This is a genomic window from Fibrobacter sp., from assembly GCF_017545445.1.
In the GTDB taxonomy this organism is placed as follows: Bacteria; Fibrobacterota; Fibrobacteria; order Fibrobacterales; family Fibrobacteraceae; genus Fibrobacter.
Map to the genome: position 1 here is coordinate 22,184 of NZ_JAFWOM010000016.1, position 21,375 is coordinate 43,558.

Annotated in this window: 21 protein-coding genes; 11 read left to right on the forward strand and 10 right to left on the reverse strand. The window is 42.8% G+C overall.

What is annotated here, in order from left to right; genetic code table 11:
• Window positions 1–3 precede the first annotated feature (3 nt).
• The gene (locus IKG78_RS01850) at window positions 4–630 is read left to right on the forward strand and encodes an HAD family phosphatase (RefSeq protein ID WP_290938557.1); all 627 of its coding nucleotides are present in this window, start codon (window positions 4–6) and stop codon (window positions 628–630) included.
• Here IKG78_RS01850 and IKG78_RS01855 read toward each other — a convergent pair.
• From IKG78_RS01855 to IKG78_RS01880, 6 genes are read right to left on the reverse strand one after another with little or no spacing between them, the layout of a single operon-like run.
• Window positions 607–2,439 carry a DnaJ domain-containing protein gene (locus tag IKG78_RS01855; protein WP_290938559.1) on the reverse strand — a complete coding sequence of 611 codons (1,833 nt, stop codon included), beginning with the start codon at window positions 2,437–2,439 and terminating at the stop codon, window positions 607–609. The genes IKG78_RS01850 and IKG78_RS01855 overlap by 24 nt on opposite strands.
• A 9-nt stretch (window positions 2,440–2,448) precedes the next feature.
• Window positions 2,449–4,200 carry an AAA family ATPase gene (locus IKG78_RS01860; RefSeq protein ID WP_290938561.1) on the reverse strand — a complete coding sequence of 584 codons (1,752 nt, stop codon included), beginning with the start codon at window positions 4,198–4,200 and terminating at the stop codon, window positions 2,449–2,451.
• A complete protein-coding gene (locus tag IKG78_RS01865; protein WP_290938563.1) occupies window positions 4,158–5,189 on the reverse strand; it encodes a glycoside hydrolase family 11 protein in 1,032 nt (343 codons plus the stop codon). The genes IKG78_RS01860 and IKG78_RS01865 overlap by 43 nt, the downstream gene beginning before the upstream one ends.
• A gap of 48 nt (window positions 5,190–5,237) precedes the next feature.
• Window positions 5,238–5,936 carry a hypothetical protein gene (locus IKG78_RS01870; RefSeq protein ID WP_290938565.1) on the reverse strand — a complete coding sequence of 233 codons (699 nt, stop codon included), beginning with the start codon at window positions 5,934–5,936 and terminating at the stop codon, window positions 5,238–5,240.
• A 3-nt stretch (window positions 5,937–5,939) separates the two neighbouring features.
• The gene (locus IKG78_RS01875; protein WP_290938566.1) at window positions 5,940–6,440 is read right to left on the reverse strand and encodes a hypothetical protein; all 501 of its coding nucleotides are present in this window, start codon (window positions 6,438–6,440) and stop codon (window positions 5,940–5,942) included.
• A gap of 10 nt (window positions 6,441–6,450) precedes the next feature.
• Window positions 6,451–7,092: a hypothetical protein gene (locus IKG78_RS01880; RefSeq protein WP_290938568.1), complete on the reverse strand. Its 642-nt coding sequence runs from the start codon at window positions 7,090–7,092 to the stop codon at window positions 6,451–6,453.
• Window positions 7,093–7,358: 266 nt separating this feature from the next.
• Between IKG78_RS01880 and IKG78_RS01885 the strand changes: the two genes are divergently transcribed.
• The 4 genes from IKG78_RS01885 to IKG78_RS01900 are packed head-to-tail and all read left to right on the forward strand — an operon-like array spanning window position 7,359 to window position 11,051.
• A complete protein-coding gene (locus IKG78_RS01885; RefSeq protein ID WP_290938570.1) occupies window positions 7,359–7,601 on the forward strand; it encodes a hypothetical protein in 243 nt (80 codons plus the stop codon).
• An 18-nt stretch (window positions 7,602–7,619) separates the two neighbouring features.
• Entirely contained in the window at window positions 7,620–10,181 is a 2,562-nt protein-coding gene (locus IKG78_RS01890) for a DEAD/DEAH box helicase (RefSeq protein WP_290938572.1), read from the forward strand.
• 19 nt (window positions 10,182–10,200) lie between these two features.
• The gene (locus IKG78_RS01895) at window positions 10,201–10,872 is read left to right on the forward strand and encodes a hypothetical protein (protein WP_290938574.1); all 672 of its coding nucleotides are present in this window, start codon (window positions 10,201–10,203) and stop codon (window positions 10,870–10,872) included.
• A gap of 29 nt (window positions 10,873–10,901) precedes the next feature.
• On the forward strand, window positions 10,902–11,051 hold the full coding sequence (locus IKG78_RS01900; RefSeq protein ID WP_290938576.1) for a hypothetical protein: 150 nt from the start codon (window positions 10,902–10,904) through the stop codon (window positions 11,049–11,051).
• A gap of 70 nt (window positions 11,052–11,121) precedes the next feature.
• On the opposite strand, the gene IKG78_RS01905 is transcribed toward IKG78_RS01900, so the two are convergent.
• A complete protein-coding gene (locus IKG78_RS01905; RefSeq protein ID WP_290938579.1) occupies window positions 11,122–11,802 on the reverse strand; it encodes a hypothetical protein in 681 nt (226 codons plus the stop codon).
• 611 nt (window positions 11,803–12,413) lie between these two features.
• On the opposite strand from IKG78_RS01905, the gene IKG78_RS01910 reads away from it, so the two are divergent.
• The 5 genes from IKG78_RS01910 to IKG78_RS01930 all read left to right on the forward strand — a co-directional run bounded on the left by IKG78_RS01910 (window position 12,414) and on the right by IKG78_RS01930 (window position 17,027).
• The gene (locus IKG78_RS01910) at window positions 12,414–12,938 is read left to right on the forward strand and encodes a hypothetical protein (RefSeq protein ID WP_290938581.1); all 525 of its coding nucleotides are present in this window, start codon (window positions 12,414–12,416) and stop codon (window positions 12,936–12,938) included.
• A gap of 216 nt (window positions 12,939–13,154) precedes the next feature.
• Complete coding sequence (locus IKG78_RS01915) at window positions 13,155–13,418, forward strand: hypothetical protein (RefSeq protein ID WP_290938582.1); 264 nt, start codon at window positions 13,155–13,157, stop codon at window positions 13,416–13,418.
• A gap of 84 nt (window positions 13,419–13,502) precedes the next feature.
• The gene (locus IKG78_RS01920; RefSeq protein WP_290938584.1) at window positions 13,503–15,722 is read left to right on the forward strand and encodes a glycosyltransferase; all 2,220 of its coding nucleotides are present in this window, start codon (window positions 13,503–13,505) and stop codon (window positions 15,720–15,722) included.
• Window positions 15,722–16,318 (forward strand): histidine phosphatase family protein, encoded by a 597-nt coding sequence (locus tag IKG78_RS01925; protein ID WP_290938586.1) that lies wholly within the window; start codon window positions 15,722–15,724, stop codon window positions 16,316–16,318. The genes IKG78_RS01920 and IKG78_RS01925 overlap by 1 nt, the downstream gene beginning before the upstream one ends.
• Before the next feature lie 10 nt (window positions 16,319–16,328).
• Window positions 16,329–17,027, forward strand: a complete 699-nt coding sequence (locus tag IKG78_RS01930; protein ID WP_290938588.1) for a WG repeat-containing protein — start codon at window positions 16,329–16,331, stop codon at window positions 17,025–17,027.
• An 11-nt stretch (window positions 17,028–17,038) separates the two neighbouring features.
• Here the strand turns inward: IKG78_RS01930 and IKG78_RS01935 are convergent, their stop codons facing one another.
• The gene (locus IKG78_RS01935; protein WP_290938590.1) at window positions 17,039–18,559 is read right to left on the reverse strand and encodes a SpoIIE family protein phosphatase; all 1,521 of its coding nucleotides are present in this window, start codon (window positions 18,557–18,559) and stop codon (window positions 17,039–17,041) included.
• Between the two features lie 403 nt (window positions 18,560–18,962).
• Between IKG78_RS01935 and IKG78_RS01940 the strand changes: the two genes are divergently transcribed.
• The gene (locus IKG78_RS01940; protein ID WP_290938591.1) at window positions 18,963–19,778 is read left to right on the forward strand and encodes an Rpn family recombination-promoting nuclease/putative transposase; all 816 of its coding nucleotides are present in this window, start codon (window positions 18,963–18,965) and stop codon (window positions 19,776–19,778) included.
• Window positions 19,779–19,922: 144 nt separating this feature from the next.
• Here IKG78_RS01940 and IKG78_RS01945 read toward each other — a convergent pair whose 3' ends face one another.
• Window positions 19,923–20,633, reverse strand: coding sequence for a hypothetical protein (locus tag IKG78_RS01945; RefSeq protein ID WP_290938593.1), 711 nt, complete (start codon window positions 20,631–20,633; stop codon window positions 19,923–19,925).
• A 263-nt stretch (window positions 20,634–20,896) separates the two neighbouring features.
• The gene (locus IKG78_RS01950; RefSeq protein WP_290938596.1) at window positions 20,897–21,262 is read right to left on the reverse strand and encodes an FISUMP domain-containing protein; all 366 of its coding nucleotides are present in this window, start codon (window positions 21,260–21,262) and stop codon (window positions 20,897–20,899) included.
• Between the last annotated feature and the right edge of the window lie 113 nt (window positions 21,263–21,375).

A 21,375-nucleotide genomic window follows, 5' to 3' on the forward strand; every position in this document is an offset into this window, starting at 1 on the left:
GCCATGCTCAAGAACTATATCTTTGATTTGGGCGGAGTTCTTTTGGACATCCGCCTTCAAAATGCCTACGAACGCTTTACCGCACTAGGACTCCCTTCCGCTGAACTGGCCCAAGGCTCATGCGTATATAAACTGCTTGAAGAATACCAGCTCGGCTATGTCACAACCGAAAATTTTTGCAAGCAAATTGCGGATAAATGCACCAAGCCAGCAACACCGCAAGACATTGAACAAGCGTGGAATTCCATTTGCATCGGCGTTGCAGAACGCAAGCTGCAAGCACTCCGTCGCTTACGCAAAAAGGAGGGTGTCGTAACCGTTTCGTTATTGAGCAACACCAACGCATTGCACTGGGAATGCAGTTGCAAAAACTGGTTCAACGCAAACGGCAACAAGCTCGAAGATTTCTTCGACAAAATCTTCTTGAGCCAAGACTTGCACTTGCAAAAGCCCGACCCAGAAATTTTCAAGGCAGCAATCCGCGAACTCGGAGCCACCCCCGCCGAAACCATATTCATCGACGATAGCCCCGTCAACACAGCCGCCGCTGCCGCCTGCGGACTCAAAACGCTCACCGTTACAGCAGATGTGGATTGGGTGGAAGAACTATCGAGATTCCCCAATTTTTGAAAGACGTGAATACAACATTCTAAGATTCTTGCCATCGGGGGAATAGACCCAAGCCTCATCAAACATTTCCTGTTTGGAATTTTGATAGTATCCAAAGCCATAGTCAAAATTCGTAATTGACAAGGCGTAGAAATAGTTGTCCTTTTCGCGTTGTTGTTTGATTTTTTCCAACATTCCAAAATCACTCGTTGGGAAAATAAAATCCGATATTACAAGCAAATCCGACTTGTCGTAACCGCCTTCTTGCATCATTCTAATTCCTTCGTTTAAAGCGGGCATCACGTCTGTACCCCCATGAAAGCTGCTTTTTAAAAACCGAATCAAGTCACTTAAACCTTTAGGGGGCTTAAAATCGAAGGTCGTAATTGACGTACTAAAATTTATCAGGTAACAATCTCTATCTTGCTTATGGGCGATAGATGCCATGTGAAGCGTGATCGCCTTGGCTATATTCTCAGGCAACCCCTCCATCGATCCGCTCGTATCGACACAAACTATAATCGGACCCTTCTTGTCTCTTATTTCAACCTCTCGTTCTTCTTCGTAAGTTTCCTCTTTCCGCTGCGAAATATAGCCCTGTTTTTCAAAACACATAAGCCTATTTTCAATAAACTTCATATCAAAAAGCAACGAAGTGTCCTCATCGCCAAGCAAGGCTAGTTCTTGAGGGAGTGCATCTTCTATACTTTTGCCAAAAGTAATCCCAATAATTTCTTCATTAGAATTACAATCCACAGAAACAGTTTCATAACTGCGAGTCGCTTGTATGGTTTCGCGTTCAACCCTGGAAGCTTCTTTGTTCAAGTGCCCAAGAACTTCACACAATTCCTGAATCTTAGAATTTTCCTGAAAAAACTTACTCCATTCCAATACAACTTGGAAATCCTGAGCCGAGAGATTTCCCAAGCTAAGACCCCACCCCAAATCAGGGATAGTACCGAGCGTCCTCTTGATTTGGCGTAGATTGTTCAGCATTTCTTGATACTTGGCGTACATAGCCTGCTTGGCCGATTCCATTTCAGAAATCATCCACTGCATAACCATTTTTTCGTAGGCTTCATTCCACGATTCTAATATATGCTGGTATATGGCATCTAATTCGGCTTGCATCTCGCTCGCACCAGAAAAATCACGCTCCGCCACATCTTTCGAGCCAGATTCACTTTCGGTAGATTTCTTTGCCAGCATTTCCTTTGTTGAAGATAATGCGTCTAGTTTATTTTTCCAAAACGACGTATCGACACCGGGAACAGCTTTAACAAATTCCTTGAGGAGTTCTTTTATACTATTTTTGCTTACAGATTCGACTGAAGAAAGTCTCTGCATTTTCGTAAGTTTTTGACGAATTTTGTCAAACGGAGAATTTGCAAATTTTTCACCAAGTTCTATAACCGCATCATTCAAATCCTTCGAAAGAGAATCGTCCAAAGACTTGGACCACACATCCAAAAATTTTTCGATCAAATTCTTGCGAAACCATTCTGAAAGCTTTTCCCTAATGTTGGCCGAATTTTTTGTTTTATAAACAGCAGACCGCTTTTCCTTTTTTTGCCGAAGAATTTCCTCCTCGGCAAGCCTGCTTATTTCCCTTTCGCAATAATCGTCATAAAGTTGTTTTTGTTCCTTTTTCGAAAGGATATCATACGCTTCTTGGATTTCCTTGAAACGGGTGTCATCGCCCCCATTTTTATCGGGATGGAATTGTCTTGCCAAGGCATGATAGGACTTTTTGATTTCATCCATGGAAGCCTTTTCAGAAACCTGAATAATCGCATATAACGAATAGGGGGATCCAGAAAATTTCGACATAAAGTATTGTTACGGATTTATATGCTGTTTCAGTTTTTTCATAAGTTGTTCCGCATTCAATCGTCCAACATTCATCTGTTTCTTGAAATCCGCAACAACGGCAGTTACAATTGTCTGATCTCTTTTAGAAACAAAAGGAGTAATGTTTTCTAGTGTAAAATTGTAATAAAAATCGTCTATATCTTTTTTGATAAGGTCAAACTTGCTTAACAGTTCCTCCATATTTTGCTGATACATTTTTTTGACTTCGAGAGGAACCTTTTTGCAGTTTCCAACTTTATACGATGGTTTTATAACAATTGTTTCTGTTTCTTCTTTGGGATTTTTGTAAAGCCTATCATCTCTTTCTGTATAAGAATATTTGACAGTGCATGAGATCGATCCATTGAAATTGCACTGAATCGTTGTTTTTGCGTAATTAAAATGAGTTACAGGATTTCTGTACTCAGAAAGGGGTTCATGCGATTTATCCAAAGGAACAAATGAAGTTACTGTTTTAAAACAATCATAAGGTAAATAAACCGACACTTTCTGATGAACGATGGAGTAATTATCAAAAGTGTCATCCAAAGAACGACCACTAAAAGACCAAGCGCCAAGACCAATAGAACGACCAATAGAATAAGGATCAAAACTATTAGAATTACGATTGTTTTTATTTTTTTCCAAACATGGGATATTCAATTTAACCCTAAAGTATTTTTTCCCATCAATTTCTTCCACATCTTCAAAAGCACCGCTATCACAAAAGAACGTATCATCAATTTCTTGTTTGAGTTCCATGTATTCTTCATTCCATTTTTCAAATTTATCGGAACTGAAAATACAGAATTCTCGCACAGAGTCACGCACCATCTTTGAAAGGGCTTCCTTATTATCCTCTTTTGTCCATAAGCAATCTTTAAGGATTAGGGCATCAACCGGCTTGACTTCATTCCTGTCGCAAAGGTACGCGGCCATCTTTAAAACACGAGCCATTTTCTGCCAGCGTCGGTCAGAGATATAAATAGGATTAGACTTGTTTGCATCTTTTTTGTTGTACTCATCAATCTTTACGCGAATCGCATGAATCACGTTCAGGGTCTCCTTGGATACCACAACATCATTGAGGCTTGCCAAAGCGTCGTTCCACTTTTGCGCATCAAAAGTCAGAGATTCATTGACGGGAACAATCGGTTCGGTAGGAATATCATTCAACAACGCGTCAAAATTACTGCGTTCCGTCATGGGGTTGACAACCAATCGCATAATGAATCGATCGTACAATGCTTCTAACCCTTGATTCTCTGCAGGGATTTCGTTACTGGCGGCAACAATACCCTTTAGCGGAACATCGATCACCGTGTCACCATTGCGGAACTTACGTTCGTTGATGATTGTCAATAAAGTATTTAGAATTGCAGGACTGCTTTTCCAAATTTCATCCAAGAAAGCAATGTCAGCCTCGGGCAAATACCCTTTGGTCTTACGAATATAACGATCTTCTTTAAGTTCCTTGATGCTTACAGGCCCAAAGACCTCTTCAGGAGTGCTAAAACGATTCATCAAATATTCAAAATATTTGGGTTCCTTAAATGCCAAGCTCAAGCGTCGGGCAATCAAGCTCTTGGCCGTTCCCGGAGGAACATATAAAAAAACAGACTGACCGGACAATATTGCAAGCAAGGCTAGAGCCACTATTTCGTCACGTTCGTGAAGACCTACGGAGATTTCTTGAATCAGTTGGGAAATCTGTTCTTTCTTGGATTTGTCTTGAGCCATAATACCTCCTTTTGAACACTCATATAATTTTCAATCGTCACAATTTTAACGGAACCGCCCCGTTTAACCAAAAACTTTCCAGACTGCTGGAATTGGGTTGCGACAGCATCCTTGAGCGACGAACCATGCATCAACTCCACCGTTCCCAAATAACGGCCTTGCATATCGAACACCAGAAAAGAGCCCGATTCGAACAAACGCTTCGGCGGAACACGTAACGCATTTGTCCCTCCGATACTGCGAGGAGATGAATCGTTTATATTGAAATAGGTGAAATCAATTTTACCTGTAGATTCGCCGCCGGCTTCCACAAGCATTTTCATCTCGTCAAGTTTCCCCAATCTCACGCCCAAAGTATCCCACTTTTTGAAATGAGCTGTGATATTGATTCGACCACACTGTCGAGCGTTGCGACGCACGCTGATAACCTGCAAGAAAGACATATCACCCTGAATCGTAGGCTTTGTATTACGACGTTCCTGCCACAACTCATACGTATCGCCATCGAGTTCATATTCGCCAATCTTCGTTCCCAAATATTCCTCGGAAGGCTTAACAAACCAATCCTCCACGATATAATACTCCACCGCCGGATTTTCTGTCCGCCCATAGACTCCGATATAAGAATAGCCTGCACTCCCCGATTTTTCGAACTTGAAATCCGCAGAAAAATCCTCATATTTGTCGTAAGTCATGGCATCGCTGTACTTGCGCCCGACACGCACGATAAAATCGTTCGATCCACTCCATTCGGCAGAGAATGTTCCATTGTTCCAATACGTCATGGAACCTTTGCCGTCCTGAAGCCAAACTTCGTAATCCAAAGCGGAACCGTCATTGTCACTTTTTACGGTCTCGATTCCGCTGTCTTGAATCGTCCGCTTATCCCCTTGATGCCCCATTTCGTCGTTGCAAGCATCAACAGCATAAGCCGGCATGGCAATGCCTATCGTAAGTGTAGCGGCAAAGGCGATTAACTTATTCTTCATATATTTCCCCTCAAGATTTTTGGAACAAAAGTTCTCTTATACAAAATCTTATCTAACCGAGCAAGAATTCCGTACACGATTCATAATAGTTTCTGCTTTTTCTTTTTCCTTGCAAAGCCAATACAAAATTCCTGCGCCGCATTTTTCAATCGTTTCTTCATCATAGCCACAGCTATTAAGACAAGCAACCATCAATTTATACTCAACCGTGATATCCAAGCGTTCATTGCAGTGCAACTTGTCCATAACAGCAGCCCCCAAGGCAGCCCCAGCAACGGCTGCGCCAGCGCCCGTTAAAAGCTTACCCCATTTACGTTCCTTTGGCTGATTTTCGGAATTTTCAACCGACTCATTAGCGACAGATTCTCCCGGCACATTTGCAACCTCATTGGCATTTTCCCCAATCACAGGTTCTTTTATATTTTCAACGACAGGAGCTACATTCGGCTTTTCAAAAGCAGGCTGAATTACAACTTTCGGCTTGTCCTCCACGCTCGGGGGCGCAACAGTTTTCTTTTCGGCACTCATATCTAACAAAATCTGGCGCTGTTCGCGCAGCAAAGCAAAGACGGAATCCACTAGGGAATCCTTGTTAATCGGCGTTTTTAATCCCTTGTAAAGGGAATCGCGATACGCCTCATCGGTCAAGCACTTTGTCGCCTTAACAACGCATTCTCTTTTTTGATAGTCGCAAGACATCAACATTCCTGCAATTAAAACAAAGTAAATCAACAATAATTTTTTCATAGTCTAAAAATCAAATTCATCTTTTCCATCTTTGTCCTTTTTGCTGGAAAAGAGCTGATTCTCCTTTTCTTGTTTGATGGGTTCAATAACTTCTTTTCTGAAAAGATTCAAAAAATCTTGACCAAATTTTTCAGCAAGCCATTGTTCTGGTTTGGTGCAATCTTTTTCTGCTAAAAAAAGTTTTAATTTTTCAAAGAAGGCGATTGCAGGTTCAAGTCTATGAGGATCCGGTCGGTCCGCCAACAATTCGCTTTCCGAAGGCTTATCACTTTTCGGTCGCTTCTTCCAATATTTTTTCTCGACACTATTGTCATAAGAAAATTCATCATCGGCTTTTTTAATGCTGAACTTTTTGCTAGAGGACTTCTTTTCACTAGCGTCTTTAGGATTTTTTCTATAGTATTCCTTGACCGCTTCAGCGTACTTCATTTCACGAGCCTTTAGCATATCGTCCAGCTCGTTTCGCAGATTCCGCCATTGATGAATTTTATCAGCAACAATCATTTCAACAAAATCAATACCTATAAGAATTTCCTATCGGGCAAGAATAATAAAATTTATTCCTTGACTCAGAATAATCTTTCTTTTCTCTACACTCAAACTCTTTAATTTTTTCAGCACATGCTTCAATATGATAGGAGCCACAAGTGTTAACACATGCCTGCATCAAATAATATTCATCTACAAGGGAATAATAGGCACAATGAGTATCAGCATCATCGACAGCAATACCTGCGCCAACACCAATTCCACCAACAGCAAGCCCAGCAGCTACAATAGCGGCACCCTTAACACTCTTTTTTTCAGTTATTTTATTCGCTTTCAAATTATCAACTTTATCCTTAATTGTCGTCTTTATTTTTTCACTTTTGGCGTGTGCTATTCTAATCGTTTGATTCGCCGCCTTTTTAGTTGCAGACGTTCCTCGTTGGGCCGTATAAATTACGGACTCTTTCGCTTTATCTGCAACGTCCTTCGCCCTTTTTAAAATTTCTTCACGGCCTTCTTTTGTAGAAAGCCCGCTATCATCAACAACTTCTTGAACGGTATCCTTGATGACCGTTCGCGCCTTTTGGACTTTTTCCTTGATTTGATCTATAAAAGGATTTTTTTCGCTCATAAAATTTCCTTGAGGGATAAAAATAAATTTTTTCACACCAAAAAATTCAAAGCAAATGGCGAAATTTGCCCATAACAGCCAAATTTAATGTAAAAGCGCCATTTTTTCCATTTCTTTTTGTCCCCTTTTGTCCCTTTTCGGGTTTCTACATCTGTAATCGAAGGCGGCGATAAGCCCCTTCAACAGATCAAGCCCTCGAGTTTGAATTGCAGATTGACAAAACGGCAAAACGTCATTCCATCGAAATCTTACAAAAAATCGCAATCGCGATATCACCATTAACCCTTAAAAAAGGATACACTATGTTTTACTTTTCAAAAAACAGAGAAATAAATGACTTCTGCAACGAACTCGTAAATTCCCACCTTTGGGAATACTCTCGCAGAGGCAAGTACATTTCCATCAAAAGAACCATCAAAGAAACAACCCTCAACCTGACGGTGCCCACAACCCCAAGCGACCCCGATGCCGCTCTGAGATTCAGAAACAAGTACCGCAGACTCATCCGTCAATACCTCATTGACAACAACATCATTAGCGCTTAACCCAAGGAGGATACACAAATGTGTGTCGCAAAGAATCACCTACACGCACTCGATAAAGAATGCAACCTCCGTTTCAACGGATACCAGACATCCTTTGTTGAAGCCGATTACTACGGCAAAGACGACGACGGTTACAAGTACAAACTCTATGAATCTAACCGCACCAAAGCAAAATTCGAAGACATCTTGATCAGCTTCAACAGTTGCTTTAAAAAAGGTTTCGGTTGCTACCAAATTCCAGAAAACGAAGTACCAAAAGCAAAATTAAAGCCAGAAAACTTTCTTATCATCAAGCGCTTTGTCATCCAAAACGACAAGGAATCCAACAAAAAGAACGTTTTCATCTGGCTTAACGCCCCGCTCAAAGAAGGTCACCTTCTCTGCACAGCCCCCTCGACAATACAAATTGTCGCTGAAATTTCAGCAATGGAACACGTCAGCGGGACTCACGGAGAATTCGGCATCCAAACGCAACAATCCATCGACAACTTCAACAATCGCTTCTGCATTCCAGAAAACATTCCGGCAGCGCTAACAAGTTTGTTCCAAACTGAAGAATTGCAACTTCCTAAATTCAACATCAAAAAATTGCCCGAAAGCGAATTCATCATTCTCAAGGACAACAATCGCCCAGGAAACAGCGAACAACGCGCATTCGTAGAAAGTGCACTTTCAACCCCCGACTTCACCATTAAAATTGGCCCGCCAGGCTCAGGAAAAACGACCTCCGTTGTCGAACTGATTTTCCAGTTCGTCAAGCGCGGCAAGCGAATTTTGCTAGTCGCCTCGACAAATGTCGCCATAGATAACATCCTTGAAAAACTGAAAGACCACCTCGACCTCGCTTGCGTCAAGCGCTACGGAAATGACGACAACGACAAAATAAGCATCGACGCCAAAAAGTTCATCGAAGGTCCCGCATTCAGAAAGACCGAAGCAAAAGCATTGCAAGAGCGCTTAGCATCTATTTCCGAAAAAAATTGCAAGGCAGTACAAAAGGAACTTCTTGAAAACTGCGATGTCAAAGACAATGAAATGCTCTACGAAATTCTCGAAGAGAACACCCCCATTGTCGCAGGAACAACCTTTGGCGCGGCACTCCCCGAAATGGCAAAGTTGGCCGCTAGAGACAGCACAGAGCCGCCATTCGACTACCTGATTCTTGACGAAGCATCCAAAACGACCATTCAAGAATTCCTCGTTCCGGCAGTTCTCTGCAAACACTGGATTATCGTAGGCGATATTCAACAGTTGCCCCCATACGTCTGCGACGAAGACTTTTCTGAAAATCTCCAAATTTGCTATCCTGACGACGAAGACAAAAAACGCGATTACACAGCAGCTTCGGACTCGTTACTCGCTGCGATGGGAAACAACAGCCGACAAACAGTATTCCTCATCGAAAAAGAATCTGAAATGGACGCGTTCCTGTACAAGGCATATGCAAAAAAAAACGAAGTACTCTTTGCCGATGCCGACAAGAAAAGTGATGAAAAAGACCTTCCCTACGCAACAATCATCGTAGGGTCCCTCAAAAGCTTCGAAAAGAATCGCGCCATTATCTCCCCTCGCATTACAACGGTCCGCCCCGCATGCGACAAAGCGACAGGGGTCATTCTCCACGAAGAAGAAATGCAAGAATGGATTAACCTCGCACGATTCAACCGCGAAAAGATCTTCAAGCGTTTCGACGAGAACAAGCCCAAGGAATGGCACGACGAAATCGCATGGCGTCTCGTCCGTATGTTCGAACAGCGCGACAACAACGTGAACGAAGGCCACAGCACCTTGGAACGCTTGGGCAAGCAAGTCGAAGACCTGATTCCAACGGGAGACAAGGAAAACTGCAAAAAAAGCATCCACATCTTTGAACAAATTTATCTGCCATCCTGTATGGAACTTCTCTTGCGAGGCTACGGAGAATACAAGGACCTTGCGCTTTTCCGCGGCATTCCCCAAAACATGCTCGAAAGCCGTTGCATCAAACTCACCAACCAACACCGCAGCCACCCAGACATAGCAAAAATCGCTTCCGACGAATTTTACGAAGGAAAAGCTATGCGCTCCGAGCACATGGTCGGTAAACGCGAATGGGACTACCGCCGCTTCGGCAAAAAACACAACCACTGGGAAAACATCAAAGGTCGTTGCGACAGCAAGAACCGCAACAAGGCCGAACAGAAATGGATTGAAAGCGAACTTGTCAAGTTCCGCGAATTTGCAAAGGCAAAACCAAACAAGGAACAAAAATGGTCCGTCGCCGTTCTCTCGTTCTACAAGGAGCAAGCCGACGAACTGAAGAAAAGCTGCCAACGCATTTTCAAGGGATTCGAAAAATACGTCAGCTATAGCGCAGGATCCGTCGATTCCTTCCAAGGTCACGAAGCAGACACCGTCTTCCTCAGCTACAGCAACCAAGTGCCCACTTGCTTCATCGGAGCCCCCAACCGCCTAAACGTCGCCATCACGCGCGCCCGCTACATGATGGTCCACGTTGGCAACTGGCAAGCCATGAGCAAAGGCGAAGGAGCCTTAGGACGCATTGTCCAAAAGCTCAAAAATATCACACACAATATTTAAATAAAAAAAGGAAAAAAATATGAATATCAACAATATCGAAAACCACATCAGCTACCGCCTCGTAAAAGGCGAAATCCGAACACTCCGCAAAAACCCGTGGATCCGCCCGTTCCTCAGATACATCATGGAACACCCGAACGCTAAAGAAAAGGAAATCAGCCGCGATCTTTTCTGCGACAACGGAAACGCACGAGCAAACGCAGTCAAAAACATCATCTTCTTTTTCGAGCAGGAAGGTCTCATCGAAAGCACACCAAGCTTTGGCAACAACTTAACAAACGAAGGCGTAAAAGCTTTGGACTCCAGCGAAATCTGGCAAGGGTTAAAGGGAGCCTTCCAATTAACATTATGGGTACCTGTAGAAAACCACCCCTACGTTCTCGACATCCAGCCTGTACCCGATCAATGGTACGACAACGGAAGAAACGACCTAGAAGAATTCCCTGAAAACTACGGAAAGAACATCGAGAACGTCCAGCTAGCATCAAACAAAGTAAAGCTGGACGTCATCGGAGAACGCTATCGCCCAACATTCGCCAACACGGAATACAAGGCGAGCATAAAATCTAACGGTGAAGTTTCAATTTCTGCAAAATCTACAGTAAAAGGATTGAAGCCGTTCGAAGTCAAATTCAAAGTCAACGAAGTTGTCAAATCGGCCCTGATCGACGACAACCAAGAAGACTTTTAATCATCAACCTTAAACCATAGGAGACCAAGATGAAAAAGTACACTTCGCTTGATAACCACGCGAACCAACTTAACTCAAACCGTGGTACAAGCGGGTTTAACAAACAGTACAAGGCCGTTCAAACGAACCGTTCCGTTCAGATGAACCCCAACAGCAAACTCTACAAGAGAGGTAAATAACTTACAGAACAACTCTCCCCGGGCGTGGCGCTCGGGGGGATTTTTTGCAAACAATACAAGCAAGCTAAAACTATAAAGGAAGATTATTTACTGGACAAGAGGAACCTTTGTACTTAGCATCTCTATAATCCAACCTATACTTGCACTCAAAGTCTTTCAATCGTTTAGCGCAAACCTCAACAATATTAGAGCCATTCTGAGAAAGACATGAATTTACGCAAGCCTGCATTAAGTAAAACTCCTCTTCAATGCTATAAGTTGCGCAATGAGATTTCGTCTCTACATTCTTTTGAGAATATTCATACGATGATATTCGTCTTACACTAGATTTTCCTTCTAATACAAGATAACAACGCCTCATTTGGTCATAACGAAGAGCAGAATCAAACTTTTCTATTGAAATTGTAGAATCCATAAGAGTAACAGACTTCACCTCACAAGAATAATTCGTTCGTTCAGTCAACTCATAGTAATTTGAGATATTTTCATCACCTATTGATTCCACATTTAATATAAAAGAAAACCATAGTAGATCCACATTTCTAACTGAGCAATACACACTAGCATGGAACGACCTATCACCAACATAATGGTCTTTAGCAGGATCACATTGAGAAAAATCTAAAATATGATTTTCATCATTGTAATCCACTACACATCTGTCTGGAGCATCAATAAGTCTATATACATCAGCGAATGCTTCTACACATAAAAAGCAAAACACCACCATAGCGAAAAGTACTTTTTTCATAAACCATCTTCTGTTTTTTCGATAATGGAGCAATATAAAAAAAACAACAAACCTCATTTTTGGCGGTTTTCAGCAAAAAAGTTCAAATTCCGCCAAAAACAAAGAATCACACTAAAAGCGTAAATTTCAGATCAAAAAACACATTTTTAGTGCGATTTCAAAAGTTTCGTTTCAAAATACAAATCACCATACAGCATCCGAATTTCCACAAAGAATTTCGGCATCGAGAACGGAATCAAGTCCGTTCCGCTTTATGCTGTGTTTTTGATTAGGTGATAGGAAAAACTTTTTTTAAAGAATACTTGACAGATTAATTTTTTGTTTATATATTCGTGGTACATTCTTTACAACTCTGAGTCGATGTGTGCTTTTTTTTTCGATGAAGAGCCTAAACACTGGATCCCTCAAACTAGAGGGTGTTTAGTCTTGATGTAAAGAGCACACACTTAAACAAGGAGTTCCAAATGGTTAACATCTAGTTCAATCAAAACGGCTATATCAAAAGTTGATATAGTTTTTTTATTTCCGCAATCGCGACAAGAAACACAAGAGTAGATTTACAAGTGTAGATCTATGGTTAACAACGACAACTATAAGGGAAAAATTTGATTATGTACGACATTTCCGAAATCATTTGGAAAATGACATATCCATCTTCGACAGCAATGGCTAACATGGTTATTTCGGGACCTTACGATGACATCGAAAAGCTCGATGAATACGTGAAGGAAACTGTTCAAATCTTAATAAATACGAAAACCGAGTTGAAAACCATCGGCGATGTAGTAAACTTATTCTGGGATTATTCAGCCTATTTCTTCCTGTGCCACATATATACAGAACTTCAATCAAACGACTTGTCAGAAGAAAGAAACTGGCTCAAGGCAAAGCTATGCAATCTCTTTATACTTTTGAAAAAAAGCGGCATTCCATTCAATGAAAACTGGGTTTATTGGCAATACGCTCAAGTACCTTGGCGAGAACTTGAAAAATCAACCAAGAAAGCACAGACTGAAGAAGATCGCATAAAACTTCGTGCAGAATGGTTTAAAAAGGCAAAATTGCAGAAGAATGCCATGCAGAATACTCCACCGATTTTTGGAATGCATACAAGTATGAAATGGCGGTGTATTTGATAAAAATCGCAATTGAATTGACCGCGTTATACAAATAACACAATTCGCCTCGTCAACTCTAGCGAATCCATGAATTCCGTTTTTCCCCAAAAACGGACAATCCGCTTTTGTCCCCTTTTGTCCCTTTTGGGGTTTCTACATCTGTAAATGACAGCGGGAAACTCCCGCTTGGCTAAGTTAAACCATCGCAATCGCGATATCAAAAAAGAGGTTATTATGGAACGCATTTCCAAAGACAAGCGCATCAACGATTTCTGCAACAAACTCATAAACACAAAACGTTGGGTACGTGTACAAGGAAAAAATCACCCTTCACTCAGGCACAATGTCAAAGGCGGTTTCAAAACGCTTGTATTTTCAAGTACTCCTAGCAACAACTACGCATTCGAAATGTTTCAGCGAGAATACAACCACTACATCCGTGAATTTCTCATTCAAACCGGCGTAATCATCGTTGAACACATAAAGGAAATTCAATAAACCACAAAAAATATAGCCACCCACAATTTCCTTTGAAATTTCTATATCTATAAACGTCAATGAATTTGACCAAAAGGATCTAATATGAGAATTCTACTTGTTATCCACGGCTACCCTCCACACTACATGGCTGGTTCCGAGGTTTATACATACAATCTCGCACGAGAATTGGCGAAAACGAACGACGTTTTCGTATTCCACCGCATTGAAGATAAAAGCATCCCCTTGCACCAGTTCTTTGACACCATTGAAGAGGGCGTACATATTCGTAAAATCAACAATTACGAACCGACCCCAGCCACCTTCTATGACAAATATCTGAATCCAGAAATCGACGAAGCATTCCGTGAATATGTAAAAAGAGTCAATCCCGATGTCGTTCACATCGGCCACCTATCGCATCTCTCCACGCAAATTCCCATCATCGCTAAAAGAGAATTCGGATTGCCGGTTCTATTCACTATTCATGATTTCTGGATGTTCTGCCATCGCGGGCAACTCATCAACCCACAGAACTGGGAGATATGTCCCCTGCCTAATGCAGCCCAATGTACAAGGTGTGCCGCATTCCATTACCAAAAAGATGACTTTGATTCAAGACTCATCAATGAACGCGACGAGCATATCCGTCAAACTCTAGACTGCATTAACGTATTTTTCGCACCGTCACATACGCTAGAGAATTTCTTTAGAGACATGGGTGTTGATCCGCATAAAATCGTTTATGCAAAATATGGGTTTAATGTTTCAAAGCTAGCCAAGCATCCTAAAAAGCTCCACTCCGAAATTACGTTTGGTTTTACTGGCCGGATTATCCACACCAAGGGAGTCCATCTTCTTTGCGAAGCTTTTGACAAGGTTGAAGGAAACGCAAAGTTGCTTATTTACGGCGATTACGAAAGTGATTACGGGAAAAAACTAAAGGAACAATATTCTAGTGATCGAATCCAGTTCAAAGGTCCATATCACAACAATGAATTGCAAAGTGTCCTAGATTCTTTGGATGTTCTTGTATGCCCATCCATTTGGCTTGAAAACGCCCCACTTGTTATACAGGAAGCCCAAAGCGTTGAACTTCCCGTATTGGTAAGCGACAAGGGAGGAATGGCTGAACTTGTCCATGATGGTATAGACGGATTCACGTTCAAACTCGGTGATGCCGAAGATCTTCGCAACAAGATGCAGAATCTTGTCAATCATCCTGAAGAAATATTGAATCTTATCAAGCCGATTGAAAAGGTCGTCTCGATAGAAGATGATGCAGCTCTATGCTTGCAAAAGTACAACGAAATAGCGAAACAGAACGTTGTTTATCCGCATCGCCCTTGCCCGCAGCGAATGACGTTCATTACGAATCCTGACAAGTGCAATCTGCACTGCAAAATGTGCGACACATTCTCAGAAGCGAATAGACACAGGCTAAAAGAGTCTCATCGTCCGGATTTGAGCTTTGAAGTCGTCAAGGATACAATCGAAAGACTTGTCCACCACGGTCTAAAAGAAATCATCCCCTCCACCATGGGAGAACCGTTGCTGTACCCCCATTTCGAAGAGCTCGTAGGCCTGTGCAAAGACCTCAATGTCAAGATGAACCTGACAACTAACGGAACATTCCCGGTGAAAGACATTGAATATTGGGGCCCAAAACTGGTCAATATCATTTCGGATGTCAAATTCAGCTTGAACGGGATAAACCCCGAAATCAACGAAAGTATCATGTGCGGAGCTGTCACGCCAAAGCAGCTCCATAACATTGAACGATTCATCCAGATGCGAAACGAAGCAGGTTCTAAGGCAACCGTTACATTGCAATGTACCTTCATGAAGTCTAATTTAGATGAGCTCAAGAATATTATTGCATGGGCCATCGAGCATGGAGTCAACCGCGTTAAAGGGCACCATCTCTGGAAAACATCGGATGCGCTAGATTGCGAAATGCTCAGAACACTAGAAAATGCTGCCCTCTGGAATAAAGCCTGCGAAGAGTGCCACAAACTTGCGGGCGACAAAATCAAGCTCGTGAATTTCGACCCTATTGATTTGAACAAGCCCGCCTTGGATAGCGACGATACATACTGCCAATTTCTTGGTAAAGAACTTTGGATTGAATACGACGGATCCTACCAAATCTGTTGCTGCCCCTCGGATGTCCGCAAGGAATTCGGCGATTTCGGGAATGTCAAGGATTTCTCGCCGTTGGCAATGTGGAACGGAATGCAGTACTGCAATTTCATCAACAACTGGGGCAATAGCGATAACTGTAAAAAATGCAACATGCGTTGCAAGCGTACAGGAGGTATTTAATGACTAGTCTCATTGAAAAACTGCACACCATCGGTAATATTGACTTTAAAAGAATAGCCGTATTATTAAGACACAGCGAACGTGGAGAAATTCCTGCAGGTTCTTTTGGAACAGAAGTTATGTTGTCAGAAAACGGCATTAAGGAAGCAATTTCGTTCGGCGAAAAGATTGCCGATCTCAAAATTACCCATATTTTCTGCAGCCCAATAGATCGCTGTGTACAGACGGCCCAATTCATAAAAGAAGGGCTTACGGGAAAACAGCAAAACATTCAAATTACTCAAGAAACTCAACTCGGTACACCAGGTTTTCACATCGCCAATGCCGATATTGCAGGAAAAGCATATCTCGACTACGGATGTAGTGGTGTCTTCGAGCACTTTTCTCAAGGTGAGAAGATCCCCGGAATAGCTTCAGTCGAATCGCTTAAAACAGACGCAATGCAATGGATTAAAGATAAAACTTCACAAAACGGAATTACCCTTTTCGTGACTCACGACGCACTTATCGCCCACTTTGCATATGCCAACAAAATTCATACTTACACCAAAGAGAATTGGATTCAATTTTTGGATGGAATCATCATCGTATTTTAAGGGTATCAAAATGAACTGGAAAGAAATCAAAGATAACCAAGAAGAAAGCCAATTCTATTTTCACGGATCCCCTGTGTTCAAAAAATTCAAATCGATTTTGAAATTCCATGAGCCGGGGCTCGCTCCCGTAGAAGACGAGTCGGGGTGGTACCATATTACCGTTGACGGTTCTGAACTTTATTCGAACCGCTATGAACGAACCTTTGGATTCTATTACGGCCTTGCGGCAGTAACATCAAAAGAGGGGTGTTTTCATATCGATACTGCAGGCAAGCCCCTTTACAGCGAGCGCTATGCCTGGTGCGGAAATTTTCAGGAAAATATCAGCCCTGTTCGCGACAAGGAGGGATCTTATTTCCATATCGATTCAAAAGGAAGTCGCCTATACTCGCAAGCATTCCTCTATGCAGGTGATTTTAGAGACGGTATTGCCTGCGTAAAATGCACCGACGGCTTGTGGCGTCATATCAAGGCCGATGGGCATTTCCTAAATGGCAAAGGATTCCTGGATTTGGGAGTTTTTCATAAGAACATCGCCCCCGCCCGCGATGAAAAAGGCTGGTTTCATTCCGATATTAACGGGAATGAGCTTTATCCTGAACGTTATCTGAATATAGAACCGTTCTATAACGGCTTTGCACTCGTGACGAATTTTGACTGGACAAAAAAAATAATTGACGAGAATGGAAGCTCCGTTTTACACATTTAAAAATCCAAACCCTACCCTTTATACTTTATCACAAGCATGGTCAGGTCGTCGCTTTGCTCCGCGCCATTCACGAACTCAGACACGGCATGCGACATCGTATCTAGCAGCTGTTGCGCCCCCTCGAATGCACAAAGTTCGCATTTTTCGGCATTTTTGCCTTCGACATTTTCTCCATCGGTGCATTCTTCCACATTTCCACAAATGGCGGCTTCAACACGCGTTAATCCGAACAATTCCTCGCCCACGTTCATCGCTTCAGTAAGGCCATCGGTATAGAGCAAAATCATATCGCCCGGAGCAATGGTCGTTTCTTGATCTTTATATTCTTTGTCTTCATCAATTCCTATGGGAATATTCGCAACAGCATCCAAATAACGCATTTTTCGACCAGTAACGATAATCGGTTTTTCATGCCCTGCATTACTATAACTCAAAACGCCGGTAGCCAAATCCATCACGCCCACAAAAAGCGTCGCAAACATTCCCGTCGTGTTTCCGCGGCTCGCAATCGCATTCATGTCACGAACAATGAGGGCCGGGTCATTTTCCTTCGAAGCAACCGTGCGGAACACAGCCTGAGTCATCGACATCACAAGCGCCGCTGGGATTCCTTTGCCACAAACATCGCCAATATTGAAGAACAGCTTTCCGTCTCTTATAAAATAATCATAAAAATCACCACCCACCTGCTTTGCCGGAACTTGACTCCCTACAACATCGACAAACTCATTTGCAGGCATCGGAGGCGGCAGCATCGCCGTCTGGATTCTATTCGCAATGCCTAGCTCCCGATTCATGAGCTCCTTTTCGGCGCTAACTTTGTTCAATTTACGAGCGCTGACGATACTACGGTATATGATAAAACCGAGAACCAAAAGCCCAAGCACCTGCAAAACGATAACCATCATTAGAGAACGCTGCTGGTTGTCGTACAGCTGCACCGCCATCGCAGAGAGTTCCCGCATCGGGAGATCCGCACCAATAACGGCAACGGTCCGGCCATGGCTATCACGCACCGGACGCGAATAGGTGGACATAAGAGCCACATAATAACGGCTCATGTAGGGTTCGCTCCAAAAGCCATTCCCCTGCAACCCTTCGCGATACCAAGTACGCTCTGTATAATCAAAGCCTATGACCGTATCTTTAATTTTATTTGTTTCATCATCCCTGAAAGTAAAGTATCCGTTGCGAACGCCATCTTCGCCTACGCGATAAGCAAAATCTATCCCGACAATTTCTGGCGTGATGGCTATCAAATGCTGCAAAACTTTATGCAAGGAATCATCCTGACCGAGAGCCACCAGGCGCTCAACCTCCGGCAACGCCCCCGCAATGACAGCTTCCGTAATTTCCTTGATTTCGAATGTACGGTTGGCAGAAGTCAAATCCTGCTGAGCCATTTCCTTGATTTGAGCCGTAATCGCACGTCGCGTGGATATATACTGAAAAGCGGTAGTCGCCTCAAGCAGCAACGCCGCCAATACGAGAACCGCAACGCTCCTAACTTTTGCAAGTTTAGATGTGTTCATAATGAATACCTTGACAAAATTTCGCCCCTGATAGATACTCATCAATATACTTTTTTTCTATCCTCGTCAAGAGGGGACTTACACTAAAATCTAATTCAAAACAAGTCAACTTGTTTTCGCGACACTCGTGCTAACGGTTGTTTATAGAACAACCTATGACTCGGTCATATCGGCAAGCAAGCTTGCCGCTGCGACTCTCGTGCTAACGGTTGTTTGCAAAATGAAAAATTTTTCTTGATATTTTACTTTCCCTAATTCTATTTATTATATTGTAACAAGGCCGGCGGATTGCTGGTCTGCTCATTTAAGAGCCGTTTTCTATATCGTTATTTATTTATCGACATAGGAACGGCTCTTTTTTTTGAATTTAACCTACACAGAGCAATCTGTGTAAAGGAGTAAAATGCAAGCAAACCACATCCCGTTTGAACAGCTGCCCATCACGAACCGTTTCATGTTCGCTTTAGTGTTCAGCCACAAACACATTGCGAAACCTTTTCTGGAAGCACTTCTTGGAATCAAGATTTTCGACTTGCAAGAACCCGAGCCGGAGAAAACAACCGAAAACAGCCCCTTCAACAAAGGTGTCCGCTACGATGTATTTGTAAAAGAACAAAGCCCCAAGGGGGAAATTCTCCGCACGTTTGACATTGAGATGCAGATTGAGGATACTCATGAGTTGCCCAAACGCACTCGCTATTACCAAGCTTTGTGCGACTCAGAAGCCTTGAACAAAGGCGAATCCTACCGCAATCTCAAGGAACAATATATCATCTTTATCTGCCCCGATGACATTTTTAAGCAGGGCCAAGCCGTTTACCGATTCAAAAATCTGGAAATAGGCAATGCTAAAATTGAACTAGGGGATCAATGCTGGAAAAATTTTTATATATTCACTAAGTATAGGGATGTCGCCGAGAAGTCGGTCAAGGAGTACCTCGAATACTTCGCAACTAGCAAGGCCACATCCAAGGGAACTCAAGATGTCGAACGCCAGCGGCAATGGTATCTGTCGGACAACGAAACAAGGAAGCGCTATATGACTTGGCAACAGGAAATAGATGATGCAGTATATGAAGAGCGCGAACGCACCAAAGCGGCAGAACGCCGTGCTGACGAAGAAAAATCCCGTGCTGACGAAGCGGAGTCTCGCGCTGACAAAGCAGAATCTCGTGCTGAAAGGTACGAAAAGATTCTTAAGGAGCATGGACTTCTGTAATTATACCATTCAAATTTTTTTTGCATAAAAAACAGGCACATATAGTAGGCTCATTCCGCCTAAGATGTACGTAACCGCGCAAATTAGCGGTCAAATTTTTTGCATTTGCTAAAAATGACCACCGAAGAAAAACGCCTTCAAATTCTAATCTAACAGCCCGTCGTCTTTCTTTTGATAAATGAAATAATACAGCAGGCTCCAAGTCCCCCACAAAACGCAAAGCGCCATTCCGATATAGCCGATGGCATAAACAACCGAAGCAATCGTATCGCACTTCAAAAGATAGCCTGTCTCGGACAAGATAAAATTCCAGTCGTGGAATCCGTATGGGGCTTCAGCACCGGTACCGCCGCTAATGAGCGTCAGCTTCATGGGGAGAGCGTCTTCGATGTACGGAGCAACGTCAATCAAGTTTTCGAACGCCCACCAAAGCGCAACCGACGCTCCGAACAAGTCCCGCGGCTTGATCCACAGCGCAAAGCAGAACACGAGCGGCATGATGGTCTGGAACAGCGAACCGCCTAGCGATGTAATGAGGCGGCTTCCAAAGAATCCAAAAACGATGTGACCCGTCTCATGAACGGGCAGGTTCAAGTTGTGCAAAAACTGGGCAATCCACGACTGATAGCCGCCGAAAAACGCCTGCACAGAAAAGAACGCCATTGCGAACAGCAGCACCACTCGCACAAAAAAGAAGTTTTCGCGTCCGAGCGGTTTAGGCAACAAGAAGAACTGCACCCAAGCGGGCCATTCATCGGGTTCTACCAGCCATTCCGAAAAGCGGACTAATAAAGGTTTATTTTCATGCGGTGTCCATGTCATGCTTGTAACGATAGAAAGATTTTTTTGAGACACCTATTCCAATTTCACACAGCGAACGGACATTCCAAGTGTTTTTGAAGCATAATCTTCCCGTCTGGGAGCTGTTTCTATAGAAGACGAAATATAACCTTGATAAGCAAACATTCCATCATCACGTTTTTCATTTTCTTCAGGGAAAAACCACTTCGGTTATTACCACCAAAAGTACCAGAGCGTAAACCCTTGATACCATCGGAAACATCATTATATTCGTCCTCGTACCATCTTACGGTAAAATAATCATCCCAAGTGAATAATCAATTGAGGTTTTGAGCCATCCACACCTGATTACCGATTTTGACGGTCTTGTACGTTTGACCGTCTCGCGAGTCAGTCATGGAGCCGTACTTTATCTTCGGATTCAAAAGCGATTCAACCGAAACGTCCCAGATCCAATCGCTTTTAGAACTCGAACTACGTGACGAGCTGGATTGATTCTTGATTGAAGAAGAGGAAGAATCCTTGTCATTGTGCATGGCACATGACTCTGCGTCTCGGTCATGAGCTTCCGTTGACGACTGCTCGCGACACTCGACTTGATTGTCATTGCGAGGAGTCCAAGATGATGATGCAATCTTTTTAGCACTGCTGCTGGATATGCTAAAGCGGAAGAAATGAGACAAGATTAAAAAGAGGAAATCAAGCCGGAAGCCTTGATTATATTGGGTTTGCTTGTCTCATTTTACCCGATAAATGTGTGTTTTTTGATTTTGCCGTTTTTTCGTAAATTTCGCCA